Here is a 12,175-nt window from a genome sequence, read left to right on the forward strand (position 1 = left end):
TAAGATTTAAACTAACGAAATGAATATAAAACAATTGATGGTAACTTTCTTCATTGCACTATTGGCAGGAGGAGAGATTGGAGCTCGTGTGCTGACGGATAAATTCGTTTATTCACAAGGGGAGAAGGTTGTGTTTACTTTTGATGGGAAGTCAGAAGGTAAAACGATTATACTGAAATATCTCTCCAAGAAAGGAGAACCGGTTCTTGCGGAGATTGGCGGAGAACCATTTGTTTGGGAAGTTCCTTCAGAATTTACGCCTGCAGCCGTAGGTGTTTATCAAAAAGAGGAGGGACAGTTGACATATTCTTCTTATTTTAGGGTGGTAACTCCCGGAATGTTGACTACCTATCAGATTGCTAAAGAGGAATATAAAGGTTTGAATGTGTTTATGCTCGATGGTGGGATGAGTGCGGAATATGCTGTCCAAAAATCTTTAGCTAATCTGACGGCAGGTGTGAGCCATACATGGCGGATTGGTCCGGGAGGAGGTCCCAAACCGGTATGGGGGACACCTGATTTCCTTCAACAATCCGTTCAGCATACAGTAGATTTATATAATGAGTATTTGGGTAAGTCGAAGAAACTTAAAACTGTGATAATAGCTACGGGAGTACCGGCGGTTCCTTATCTTTCTGCAGCTATGGAGGCTCCCGTATTGCCATTACATTTTTTGGTTTCTGTCAATTCTACCAAAGAAGTTTCTTCTATATTGGAATATTCCTCGCAAGCTGGAGTACCCTGTTATGCGACATTGGGATATGATGCTTCCATGGATGGTGTCGGAGTTGCCTGGATAAAATTATTGGCTTTGCCTGATGAATATCGGAAGTTTATAATAGAACATGAAGTAGAAAATGTAATTATCGCAGGCATAGGAGAAGACGTGAAAAGTGAATCTTATTGTCGGAAACTTAGTAAAACCGGAGTGGATGGTCAGGAGTATGCAGACGGCTCTCTTTATATTTTATATACCCAATCCGGTTCAGAGCATGACATCAAAACGATATCAAGAAATGTCGTGGACTATGATACGTTATCTCTTGAAAAAGGTAAGGACTTGGCCGATTGGGAGAGCGGTGTTGTCAACAGGCAGATTGATAATATATCAAAAGGTATTTGTGAACATACTCCGGCACAAGTTTATTCTTTGATTGCTACTCATGATATGATGGATATGTATAATCTCGGTGCAAATATGGGTATGTATTTTATGTATAAGAATCGGGAGCAAACAAAGGTTTCCGTACAGGGGACTTATTTAAATGAATATTTAATATCACAACCTTTGTATGAGTTGACTCAAGGATATATTCCATTATTGTTTTGGCAGTTTGTTCCTCCTGTATCAACGATCGACAGGATAAAACGTGATATACAGAAAGTGGTGGATACTTATGAAAAAGGTGTTCTCTTGGAGAATAAAACCGTACATGTGAATGCACGTATCGGGAAAGAAGAGTTGGTACAGGAATTGAAGAAAAGGGGATTTCGGTTTGTTACTAAGCGCAAAGATAATGTGGAAGAATTGTGGAACCTATCCGATGGAATAAATTCTCCTTGTGAAGAGGTTGTACAGAATATAGTGGAACAGATTGGGGTAAAACAATATCAGACTCAATGTAAGAATGCATTGTATTTAAATATGGGTGATCTTAAACTAGTAACGAATAATATTCCGGGACTTGTCTTTCATTCTTTTAAGAAAAAGTAGCAAGATGTTTATTGGTTACAGTAGTAACACCTGCTGAACTGAATAAGTTAGCAAGCAAATAAGTTAAAATTGTATGGATTAGCAGAGGGTTATCAAAAAACTCTCTGCTTTTCTGCTTGACTTCTGTTGCGAAATGATTACTTTTGCGCACGTTATCAATTCACAACTGAAACTATGAGTAAAAAAAGCCTTCTTATTGCGGCCGTGGCTATCTTGGTGATAGCTATTATTGGTATTACTTATTTATTGTTTACCGAAAAAAAAGCTAATCGGGAGTTAGTGCAGGAATTCCAATTGGATAAGGAAGATCTGGAAAACGAATATAGTCGTTTTGTGCAAGAATATGATGAATTGAAGTTTAAGGTTACTAATGACTCATTAGGAGTATTGTTAGAACAGGAACAGTTAAAGACCCAACGTCTATTAGAAGAACTTCGTACTGTGAAGAGTTCGAATGCAACAGAGATTCGTCGTTTAAAGAAAGAATTGGCTACTTTACGTAAAGTAATGGTTGGTTATATTAATCAGATTGATTCACTAAATAAACTGGCTGCACAGCAGAAACAGGTCATTGCAGAAGTAACACAAAAATATAATCAGGCTTCACAACAAATCAGTAACCTTTCCGAAGAAAAGAAAAATCTGGATAAGAAGGTGACGTTAGCCGCACAACTCGATGCAACTAATATTCGTATCGAACCACGCAATAAACGCGGTAAAGTGGCGAAGAAGGTGAAAGATGTGGTGAAATTGGCTATCAGTTTCACGGTCGTGAAGAATATAACTGCTGAAAACGGTGAACGTACCATTTATATACGTATTACCAAACCCGATAATGATGTACTGACCAAGAGTGCATCCAATACTTTCCCTTATGAAAACCGTACATTGGTTTATTCAATTAAGAAGTATATTGAGTATAACGGAGAAGAACAGAATATCAATGTGTTTTGGGATGTAGAAGAGTTTCTATATGCCGGAAATTACCGGGTAGATATTTTTGAAGGCGGGAACCTGATTGGTTCGCAGTCGTTTACATTAAATTAATATCGGGGTATTATTTTTCTCTATCGATATTTTATTTTTCTTCTATATTAACTAACCCGATGGTCTGTTTTTAATATTTCTTCGGGTAACAGCTGTTCTTTTATGGATGAACTGGGGAAAGAACTGCATAAATAATTGCAATAATATACAGAAAATAGGGTGAATGTAGCATGAATTTGCATACAATATGCGGCTTTTTAATCGTAGAAGCCTTCGTTGGATTAAAATCAACGAACTGTCCCTCACCGAGGAACTTATCCTTCCTCGGTGAGGGACAGTTCGTTTCTCGGTGAGGAAGTCATATGGGAATGATTGGAAGCAGTTTTTCTCTCTAGTTTGTATGCGAATAAAGATAAGGAGAAATTGATAAAATGAAGGACTGTTGTCTATAAAAGAATGATTTGCAAATGCAATCAGTATAATTTTAATCTTATTGAGTAAATATAGGGGGAAATCATGTTAATCTGATTTCTGAAGATAGTAAATCCCGGCCCTTTTTCTCTTTAGTTGGAATCTATACCCAATTTGTTGCATTCCCAACAGCTTGAATGTCCCTTTTTTTAGAAGTTCTATTTTTAAGTACCGTATAGTTGAATCGGGTGATGAGGAATAACGGTTGCATAATGTGAACTGCTTACCGTCTTCCGTCAGCTCCCCACATCATTTTGCTGCGGAGTGTATCGAAAAAAATGTGATTAAAACGTTTCACTACCTTTATGCTGTAATCTGCCCGACGGATGGTTAGTTGAGTCGTTTCTTTGCAAGTCTCGCTCCTCCCGTCGATGGCGACGAGGAAGTTGTGACTTCTGCTTTCTACATCTAATGTAATCTCCCAGTCATCCCGAATAACGATAGGGCGGACGTTGAGACTATGTGGAGCCACCGGAGTGATGGCAATAGTGTTGGAATGAGGGACGATGATCGGGCCTCCTACACTCAAAGAGTAGGCTGTGGAACCTGTTGGAGTGGCAATTACTAACCCGTCAGCTTGATAAGTATTCAGATACGCGCCATTAATAGCTGTCCGGATACTAATCATTGAGGAGCTGTCTCGTTTGAGAATAGCTATTTCGTTGAGGGCATAAGGAGAATCTTGGAGATGTTTGTCGTTGCAGATCAACTGAAGTACGCTCCGTTCCTCCACACTATATCTGCCGTTTTGGATTTCATCAAATGTTTCCTCCATTTCCTCCGGCGAAATATCTGCCAGAAATCCTAAACGTCCTGTGTTAATTCCCAAAATAGGAATCCCTTTTCTTCCTACGCGGCGGGCAGCTTTCAGAAATGTTCCGTCGCCTCCGATGCTGATTACCATATCGGCAGTAAAATCATCACCATCAAATAATTGATCTGCTTTAATATCCATATTTTCAGAAACTAGGAATTGATAAAATTCCCTGCACATACCAATCTCTGCTCCCTGTTTCTTTAAAAGTTTAAACAAGGTGACAGCATGAGAGGACTTTTTAGCCTGATAAGTATTTCCGAAAATGGCGAATTTCATAAGCAATATCATTAGTTCAGGATGCAAATTTGGCATTTTTTCTTGGATTTCTACTTTAAATAACCAAAAAAGAACCCATAATGCGTTTCGTATTATTAGGCAACTAATAATAATATTTGTATTTTTGCGGCAAATATAACGTAGAACTATGACTAAATTAAGTGTAAACATAAACAAGATTGCTACGCTAAGGAATGCTCGCGGAGGAAATGTTCCCGATGTAGTAAAGGTAGCGCTTGATTGTGAATCTTTTGGTGCAGACGGTATCACTGTTCATCCTCGTCCCGATGAACGCCACATTCGTCGTTCAGATGTATATGATTTGCGCCCTTTGTTGCGCACGGAATTTAATATCGAAGGTTATCCCGCTCCGGAGTTTATTGACCTGGTGTTGAAAGTTAAACCTCATCAAGTAACTTTGGTTCCCGATGATCCTTCACAAATTACTTCTAATTCCGGTTGGGACACCAAAGCAAATCTGGAATTCCTTACTGAAGTTCTCGATCAGTTTAACAGCGCCGGTATTCGTACTTCCGTTTTTGTGGCAGCCGATCCTGAAATGGTGGAATATGCAGCAAAAGCGGGAGCGGATCGTGTCGAACTGTATACCGAACCATACGCAACGAACTATCCGAAGAATCCGGAAGCTGCCATCGCTCCTTTTATCGAAGCCGCAAAGACTGCCCGTAAACTGGGTATCGGATTGAACGCCGGACACGACTTGAGTCTGGTTAATTTAAATTATTTCTATAAAAACATTCCTTGGGTGGATGAAGTCTCCATCGGACATGCGTTGATTAGCGATGCGTTGTATCTGGGACTCGAACGTACCATTCAGGAATATAAAAACTGTCTACGCTCATGAATGCAATGATCTTGTTAGCCCAAGGGGCTATGAATATGGCCGACTCGCTGGCTACTGCCAACCCCGTATTGACGGAGGTGAATGCTCCTGAAATGAACATGCTTGATATGGCTATCAAGGGTGGATGGATTATGATTGTGCTGGGTGTATTGTCGGTTGTCTGTTTCTATATCCTGTTTGAACGTAACTACATGATTCGTAAGGCAGGAAAAGAGGACCCGATGTTTATGGAGCGGATTAAAGACTATATTCATAGCGATGAGATCAAAGCGGCTATTAACTATTGCCGTACGATAAACACCCCTTCGGCACGTATGATAGAAAAAGGGATCAGCCGTTTAGGACGTCCTATTAACGATGTACAGGTAGCTATTGAGAATGTAGGTAATATTGAAGTGGCAAAGCTGGAAAAAGGATTGACTGTAATGGCAACTATTTCCGGAGGTGCTCCGATGCTCGGATTCCTCGGTACGGTGACCGGTATGGTACGTGCATTCTATGAAATGGCGAATGCCGGAAGCGGAAACATTGATATCACTTTGCTTTCTGGTGGTATCTATGAAGCTATGATTACTACGGTCGGTGGTCTGATTGTCGGTATCATTGCTATGTTTGCCTACAATTATCTGGTGATGCTGGTAGACCGTGTGGTAAATAAAATGGAGTCTCGTACAATGGAGTTCATGGACTTGTTGAACGAGCCGGCAAAATAATAGGCTGATGGGATTAAAAAGAAGAAATAGAGTATCGCCCAATTTCAGCATGGCTTCCATGACGGACGTCATCTTCCTGTTGCTGATATTCTTTATGATAACCTCTACGGTGGTGTCGCCCAATGCTATCAAAGTCCTGTTGCCGCAAGGCAAGCAGCAGACTTCGGCCAAACCGCTGACAAGAGTGGTTATCGATAAAGACTTGAATTTCTATGCCGCTTTCGGCAATGAAAAAGAGCAGCCGGTGGCGCTGAACGATCTGACTTCATTCTTGCAGAGTTGCGCAGAGAAGGAGCCGGAAATGTACGTGGCATTGTATGCAGATGAATCGGTACCTTACCGTGAGATCGTAAGGGTATTGAACATTGCAAACGAGAATCATTTTAAGATGGTGTTGGCTACACGCCCGCCTGAAAATAAATAAGAAACAATGGACAGAAGAAAAAAGGGTGAATACATAGGAGCGCTGGGTGCACTGTTGGTGCATGTGGCAGTGATTGCTCTTTTGATTCTGGTGAGCTTTACTGTCCCTCAACCGGATGAAGATGCAGGCGGAGTGCCTGTAATGATGGGAAATGTAGACGCAGCGAGTGGCTTCGATGATCCCTCTCTGGTAGACGTGGATATCATGGATGAAGATGCGGCAGCACCCGCGGAAACAGCACCGGAACTTCCTTCGGAACAGGATTTATTGACGCAGACTGAAGAGGAAACAGTAACCCTGAAACCTAAGACGGAAGAACCGAAAAAAGAAACGGTGAAACCTAAAGAGGTGGTCAAGCCGAAAGAACCGGTGAAGAAGCCCGAAAAAACGGAAGCCGAAAAAGCTGCGGAAGCGAAACGGCTGGCAGAAGAAAAAGCGGAACGTGAACGTAAGGCTGCCGAAGAAGCTGCCAGAAAGAGGGTGTCCGGTGCGTTTGGAAAGGGAGCGCAAATGACAGGAAATAAAGGAACAGCGGCTAGTGGCACGGGAACCGAAGGTAGCAAGGAGGGAAATTCTTCTACCGGAGCGAAGACCGGAACCGGAGGTTATGGAACATTTGACCTTGGCGGACGTTCTTTAGGTACGGGCAGTTTGCCGAAGCCTGTATATAATGTGCAGGAAGAAGGACGTGTAGTGGTGAATATCACCGTGAATCCTGCAGGGCAAGTGATATCGACCAGTATTAGCCCTCAAACGAATACGGTAAATTCCGCTTTGCGTAAGGCGGCGGAGGATGCAGCGAAGAAAGCCCGTTTTAATACGATAGATGGGGTGAATAACCAGACAGGGACAATCACCTATTATTTTAACTTGAGATAGTATCATTAACCAAATATATAAAGGATTATGGGAACTGTATACGCTTTTTTTGCAGATGGTTTTGAAGAAATTGAAGCCTTTACTGCTATTGACACGTTGAGACGTGCCGGACTTAATGTAGAAATCGTATCCGTTACGCCGGATGAAATTGTAGTGGGAGCACATGACGTATCCGTCCTTTGCGATATCAACTTCGAGAATTGCGATTTCTTCGATGCTGAACTGCTGCTGTTGCCGGGAGGAATGCCGGGAGCTGCCACACTTGACAAGCACGAAGGGTTGCGTAAATTGATTCTTGATTTTGCCGCAAAAGGTAAACCTATTGCGGCCATTTGTGCTGCTCCGATGGTATTGGGTAAACTGGGACTGCTGAAAGGAAAGAAGGCTACCTGTTATCCGAGTTTTGAACAATATCTGGATGGTGCAGAATGTGTAAATGAACCTGTCGTACGTGATGGAAACATCATTACCGGTATGGGACCGGGTGCTGCCATGGAATTTGCTTTGACAATCGTTGACCTGTTGGTAGGTAAAGAAAAAGTAGACGAACTGGTAGAAGCGATGTGTGTTAAACGCTAAACCGTCCATGAAGAAATATGTAATCATTGTCGCCGGTGGAAAGGGCTTGCGAATGGGAAGTGACCTCCCGAAACAATTCCTTCCCATGGGTGATAAACCTGTGTTGATGCATACCCTGGAAGTATTTAGGAGATATGACGAAACACTTCAAATCATAGTAGTGCTTCCACGGGAACAACAGGACTTTTGGAAGCAACTTTGCCAAAAACACAGCTTTGCGGTGGAACATACCCTTGCCGATGGAGGCGAAACGCGTTTTCACTCTGTAAAGAACGGTCTGGCACTGGTGCAAGGGCCGGGACTGGTAGGGGTGCATGATGGAGTACGTCCGTTTGTGTCGGTAGAGGTGATTCGCCGTTGTTATGACTTGGCAAAAGTGCAGAAAGCAGTGATTCCTGTGGTGGATGTGGTAGAGACACTTCGCCATCTGACAGATACCGGAAGTGAAACGGTCAGCCGGAATGATTACAAGCTGGTTCAAACACCGCAGGTGTTCGATGTAGAGTTGTTGAAACAAGCCTATGCACAAGAATTTACTCCCTTCTTTACAGATGACGCTTCCGTTGTCGAAGCAATGGGAATGCCTGTGTATCTGGCGGAAGGTAACCGTGAAAATATAAAAATAACGACTCCTTTCGATTTAAAAGTGGGGAGTGCTCTTTTATAAATGTTCGATTTAGCCACACGCGACATAAAATTTATCTCCGGTGTAGGCCCTCAAAAAGCCGCTGTATTAAATAAGGAGTTGGAAATCTACTCCTTGCACGATTTAATTTATTATTTCCCTTATAAATATATTGACCGGAGCCGCATCTATTACATTCACGAAATAGATGGCAATATGCCGTATATCCAGTTGAAAGGAGAAATTCTCGGTTTCGAAACCATTGGCGAAGGACGTCAACGTCGTTTGACGGCGCACTTTTCGGATGGTACGGGAGTCGTGGATTTGGTGTGGTTTCAAGGCATTAAGTATATCTTAGGTAAGTATAAACTGCACGAGGAATATATCATCTTCGGCAAACCGACTGTTTTCAACGGACGTATCAATGTGGCGCATCCCGATGTAGACAAGCCGGAAGATTTGAAACTTTCTTCGGTGGGATTGCAACCTTATTATAATACGACGGAGAAGATGAAGCGCAGTTTCCTCAACTCTCACGCGATTGAGAAGATGATGGCAACGGTGATTCAGCAAATACAGGAGCCTCTGCCTGAAACACTTTCTTCCAAATTGCTGGCGGAATATCATCTGATGCCTTTGACGGAAGCTCTCCGGAATATCCACTTTCCGACCAATCCCGATGTGCTTCGCAGGGCGCAATATCGCCTTAAGTTCGAAGAGCTGTTTTATGTTCAACTGAATATCCTCCGCTATGCCAAAGACAGACAAAAAAGATATCGTGGATATATCTTTGAGAAAGTGGGAGATGTGTTCAATACATTTTATACAAAGAATCTTCCTTTTCAACTGACAGGTGCACAGAAGCGGGTATTGAAGGAAATACGGAACGATGTCGGCAGTGGCAGGCAGATGAATCGCCTCTTGCAGGGAGATGTAGGAAGCGGGAAAACACTGGTTGCCTTGATGAGTATGTTGTTGGCGTTGGATAACGGTTATCAGGCTTGCATGATGGCGCCCACCGAAATCTTGGCGAACCAGCATTATGAAACGATCAAAGAACTGCTCTTTGGCATGGATATCCGTGTCGAACTGCTGACAGGCTCTATTAAAGGCAAAAGGCGGGAAGCGATTCTGACCGGATTGCTGACCGGAGATGTGAAGATATTAATAGGAACGCATGCCGTTATTGAAGATACTGTCAATTTCTCTTCTTTAGGCTTCGTTGTTATCGACGAACAGCATCGCTTTGGCGTGGCACAACGCGCCCGCCTTTGGAGTAAGAATGTTCAACCTCCGCATGTGCTCGTGATGACTGCTACCCCGATCCCACGCACTTTGGCAATGACATTGTATGGTGATTTGGACGTGTCTGTTATCGACGAGCTTCCACCCGGAAGAAAACCGATTACTACCATCCACCAATTTGATAACCGCCGGGAAAGTATGTACCGTTCGGTGCACAAACAAATTGAAGAAGGACGTCAGGTCTACATTGTCTATCCGCTGATTAAAGAAAGCGAAAAGATTGATTTGAAGAACCTTGAAGAAGGATATCAACATGTTCTGGAAGAGTTTCCGAAATGTACGGTTTGTAAAGTGCATGGCAAAATGAAACCAGCCGAGAAGGATGAGCAAATGCAGCTTTTTGTTTCGGGCAAAGCGCAGATCATGGTGGCTACTACCGTCATTGAAGTCGGAGTGAACGTCCCGAATGCTTCGGTGATGATTATTGAAAATGCAGAACGTTTCGGGCTTTCGCAGTTGCATCAGTTGCGTGGCCGGGTAGGACGTGGAGCGGAACAGTCTTATTGTATTCTGGTGACGAATTATAAGTTGACGGAGGACACCCGGAAACGATTGGAAATCATGGTACGCACTAATGATGGTTTCGAAATAGCCGAGGCCGATTTGAAATTGCGTGGCCCCGGTGATCTTGAAGGTACGCAGCAAAGCGGCATCGCTTTCGATTTGAAGATTGCGGATATTGTACGCGACGGGCAACTGTTGCAATACGTTCGTGCCATAGCTGAAAGTATTGTGGAACAAGACCCTGCGGCACAGAATCCCGAGAATGAAATCTTGTGGCGGCAACTTAAAGCCTTGCGGAAAACGAATGTTAACTGGGCTGCCATAAGTTGAAAAACGGTTAAACATGCAGTTTATTTGCGTAAATGTGTTGCAAAACATATTTTGTCCCTATTCTCCCTATTTATAGGAGTTTAACGGCTCAATTGTTCCCTCTTTTTGTACTAAGCATCTGAAAAATAGTTAATAACTCTCTTGCCTTTTCATAGGAAAATACTACCTTTGGGGGAATTTTTTTAGTAAATGTATTGTTTAACCATTTGCAAAGTCGAGTATTATGCTTGAAAAAACGCTGGTCATTTTAAAACCATGTACCCTTCAACGGGGATTGGTTGGTGAGATTACTCATCTCTTTGAACGTAAAGGATTACGGTTGGCCGGCATGAAGATGATGCAACTGACTGATGAATTGTTAAGCGAACATTATGCCCACCTTAGCGGCAAACCTTTCTTTCAGCGTGTGAAAGATTCGATGATGGCAACTCCTGTCATTGTTTGTTGTTTCGAAGGTGTGGATGCTATTCAAACAGTCCGTACGTTGGCGGGACCGACTAATGGACGTTTAGCTGCTCCAGGCACCATTCGCGGGGATTACAGTATGAGCTTTCAAGAGAATATCGTTCATACATCCGATTCTCCGGAGACTGCAGCTATTGAATTAACGAGATTTTTTAAACCGGAAGAAATATTCGATTACAAGCAGGCTACATTTGATTACCTGTATGCAAACGACGAATATTAATTGAATTGACAAAGAAGGAATGAATTTTAGCATTATTAAAACAGGATTGGTCGCTGTTGCGGCTATGGTCAGTCTGAGCTCTTTCTCGCAAGACTTGATTGCCCGCCAAGCACCGATAGACAAGAAATTAAAATCAGTAGACTCTTTGGCCTTGCAGAAGCAAATCCGTGCCGAACAGTCCGAATATCCCGCCCTAAGTCTTTATCCAAACTGGAACAACCAGTATGTGCATGCTTACGGAAATGCTATTATCCCTGATACGTATACAATCGACCTGACAGGTTTCCACATGCCAACTCCAAGTACAAAAATTACTTCGCCTTTCGGTCCTCGTTGGAGAAGAATGCATAATGGGTTGGACTTGAAAGTGAACATAGGTGATACTATCGTAGCTGCTTTTGACGGTAAAGTACGTATCGTAAAATATGAGCGTAGAGGATATGGAAAATATGTTGTTATCCGTCATGATAATGGATTGGAAACTGTGTATGGCCATTTATCAAAACAATTGGTTGAAGAAAACCAATTAGTGAAAGCCGGAGAAGTAATCGGTTTGGGTGGTAACACCGGACGTTCTACTGGTTCGCATCTTCATTTCGAAACCCGCTTCCTGGGGATTGCAATTAATCCGATTTATATGTTCGACTTCCCGAAACAAGATATCGTTGCCGATACTTATACGTTCCGCAAAGCAAAAGGCGTGAAGCGTGCTGGTTCTCATGATACTCAAGTGGCTGACGGTACCATCCGTTATCACAAGGTGAAGAGTGGCGATACATTGTCCCGCATTGCTAAATTGCGTGGCGTATCAGTCAGTACACTTTGCAAACTGAACCGTATCAAACCGACTACTACTTTGCGTATCGGACAGGTTTTGCGTTGTTCATAAAAAATATAGCTTATAAAACAGTAATACAATATCTTTAGAAGAGGGCACTTTAATATAATTTAGAGTGCCCTCTTTCTGTTTTTACTTAATTATTGTTACCTTTGCGCAC

The 12,175-nt window shown here is 42.5% G+C and carries 12 protein-coding genes; 11 read left to right on the forward strand and 1 reads right to left on the reverse strand.

The features are described 5' to 3' along the window. Window positions 1-19: 19 nt before the first annotated feature. Both BXY_RS14520 and BXY_RS14525 read left to right on the forward strand, forming a co-directional pair. Complete coding sequence (locus BXY_RS14520) at window positions 20-1,714, forward strand: hypothetical protein (protein ID WP_015532303.1); 1,695 nt, start codon at window positions 20-22, stop codon at window positions 1,712-1,714. A 174-nt stretch (window positions 1,715-1,888) separates the two neighbouring features. Next, complete coding sequence (locus BXY_RS14525) at window positions 1,889-2,761, forward strand: hypothetical protein (protein WP_008776712.1); 873 nt, start codon at window positions 1,889-1,891, stop codon at window positions 2,759-2,761. A gap of 634 nt (window positions 2,762-3,395) precedes the next feature. Here the strand turns inward: BXY_RS14525 and BXY_RS14530 are convergent. Next, window positions 3,396-4,265: an NAD kinase gene (locus tag BXY_RS14530; RefSeq protein ID WP_004307836.1), complete on the reverse strand. Its 870-nt coding sequence runs from the start codon at window positions 4,263-4,265 to the stop codon at window positions 3,396-3,398. A gap of 148 nt (window positions 4,266-4,413) precedes the next feature. Here BXY_RS14530 and BXY_RS14535 point away from each other — a divergent pair, with 148 nt between their 5' ends. The 9 genes from BXY_RS14535 to BXY_RS14575 all read left to right on the forward strand — a co-directional run bounded on the left by BXY_RS14535 (window position 4,414) and on the right by BXY_RS14575 (window position 12,066). Beyond that, window positions 4,414-5,130, forward strand: coding sequence for a pyridoxine 5'-phosphate synthase (locus tag BXY_RS14535; RefSeq protein WP_004307837.1), 717 nt, complete (start codon window positions 4,414-4,416; stop codon window positions 5,128-5,130). Then, window positions 5,127-5,843 carry a MotA/TolQ/ExbB proton channel family protein gene (locus BXY_RS14540; RefSeq protein WP_015532305.1) on the forward strand — a complete coding sequence of 239 codons (717 nt, stop codon included), beginning with the start codon at window positions 5,127-5,129 and terminating at the stop codon, window positions 5,841-5,843. The genes BXY_RS14535 and BXY_RS14540 overlap by 4 nt, the downstream gene beginning before the upstream one ends. A 7-nt stretch (window positions 5,844-5,850) precedes the next feature. After that, a complete protein-coding gene (locus BXY_RS14545) occupies window positions 5,851-6,267 on the forward strand; it encodes an ExbD/TolR family protein (RefSeq protein WP_004305499.1) in 417 nt (138 codons plus the stop codon). 6 nt (window positions 6,268-6,273) lie between these two features. Further along, the gene (locus BXY_RS14550) at window positions 6,274-7,146 is read left to right on the forward strand and encodes a cell envelope integrity protein TolA (protein WP_015532306.1); all 873 of its coding nucleotides are present in this window, start codon (window positions 6,274-6,276) and stop codon (window positions 7,144-7,146) included. A gap of 27 nt (window positions 7,147-7,173) precedes the next feature. After that, complete coding sequence (locus BXY_RS14555) at window positions 7,174-7,725, forward strand: DJ-1 family glyoxalase III (RefSeq protein ID WP_008020485.1); 552 nt, start codon at window positions 7,174-7,176, stop codon at window positions 7,723-7,725. Between the two features lie 7 nt (window positions 7,726-7,732). Further along, complete coding sequence (locus BXY_RS14560) at window positions 7,733-8,392, forward strand: 2-C-methyl-D-erythritol 4-phosphate cytidylyltransferase (protein WP_015532307.1); 660 nt, start codon at window positions 7,733-7,735, stop codon at window positions 8,390-8,392. Then, on the forward strand, window positions 8,393-10,489 hold the full coding sequence (gene recG, locus BXY_RS14565; RefSeq protein WP_015532308.1) for an ATP-dependent DNA helicase RecG: 2,097 nt from the start codon (window positions 8,393-8,395) through the stop codon (window positions 10,487-10,489). 223 nt (window positions 10,490-10,712) lie between these two features. Further along, a complete protein-coding gene (gene ndk, locus BXY_RS14570) occupies window positions 10,713-11,177 on the forward strand; it encodes a nucleoside-diphosphate kinase (protein ID WP_015532309.1) in 465 nt (154 codons plus the stop codon). 19 nt (window positions 11,178-11,196) lie between these two features. Next, window positions 11,197-12,066 carry a peptidoglycan DD-metalloendopeptidase family protein gene (locus BXY_RS14575; RefSeq protein WP_004307844.1) on the forward strand — a complete coding sequence of 290 codons (870 nt, stop codon included), beginning with the start codon at window positions 11,197-11,199 and terminating at the stop codon, window positions 12,064-12,066. Window positions 12,067-12,175: the final 109 nt, after the last annotated feature.

The sequence above is a fragment of the Bacteroides xylanisolvens XB1A genome, assembly GCF_000210075.1.
Taxonomy (GTDB): domain Bacteria; phylum Bacteroidota; class Bacteroidia; order Bacteroidales; family Bacteroidaceae; genus Bacteroides; species Bacteroides xylanisolvens.

Coding starts and splice junctions, on each gene's coding strand:
- ndk (WP_015532309.1), top strand. CDS start 10,713: ATGCTTGAAAAAACGCTGGTCATTTTAAAACCATGTACCCTTCAACGG.
- BXY_RS14555 (WP_008020485.1), top strand. CDS start 7,174: ATGGGAACTGTATACGCTTTTTTTGCAGATGGTTTTGAAGAAATTGAA.
- BXY_RS14560 (WP_015532307.1), top strand. CDS start 7,733: ATGAAGAAATATGTAATCATTGTCGCCGGTGGAAAGGGCTTGCGAATG.
- BXY_RS14575 (WP_004307844.1), top strand. CDS start 11,197: ATGAATTTTAGCATTATTAAAACAGGATTGGTCGCTGTTGCGGCTATG.
- BXY_RS14525 (WP_008776712.1), top strand. CDS start 1,889: ATGAGTAAAAAAAGCCTTCTTATTGCGGCCGTGGCTATCTTGGTGATA.
- BXY_RS14545 (WP_004305499.1), top strand. CDS start 5,851: ATGGGATTAAAAAGAAGAAATAGAGTATCGCCCAATTTCAGCATGGCT.
- BXY_RS14540 (WP_015532305.1), top strand. CDS start 5,127: ATGAATGCAATGATCTTGTTAGCCCAAGGGGCTATGAATATGGCCGAC.
- BXY_RS14530 (WP_004307836.1), bottom strand. CDS start 4,265: ATGAAATTCGCCATTTTCGGAAATACTTATCAGGCTAAAAAGTCCTCT.
- recG (WP_015532308.1), top strand. CDS start 8,393: ATGTTCGATTTAGCCACACGCGACATAAAATTTATCTCCGGTGTAGGC.
- BXY_RS14535 (WP_004307837.1), top strand. CDS start 4,414: ATGACTAAATTAAGTGTAAACATAAACAAGATTGCTACGCTAAGGAAT.
- BXY_RS14550 (WP_015532306.1), top strand. CDS start 6,274: ATGGACAGAAGAAAAAAGGGTGAATACATAGGAGCGCTGGGTGCACTG.
- BXY_RS14520 (WP_015532303.1), top strand. CDS start 20: ATGAATATAAAACAATTGATGGTAACTTTCTTCATTGCACTATTGGCA.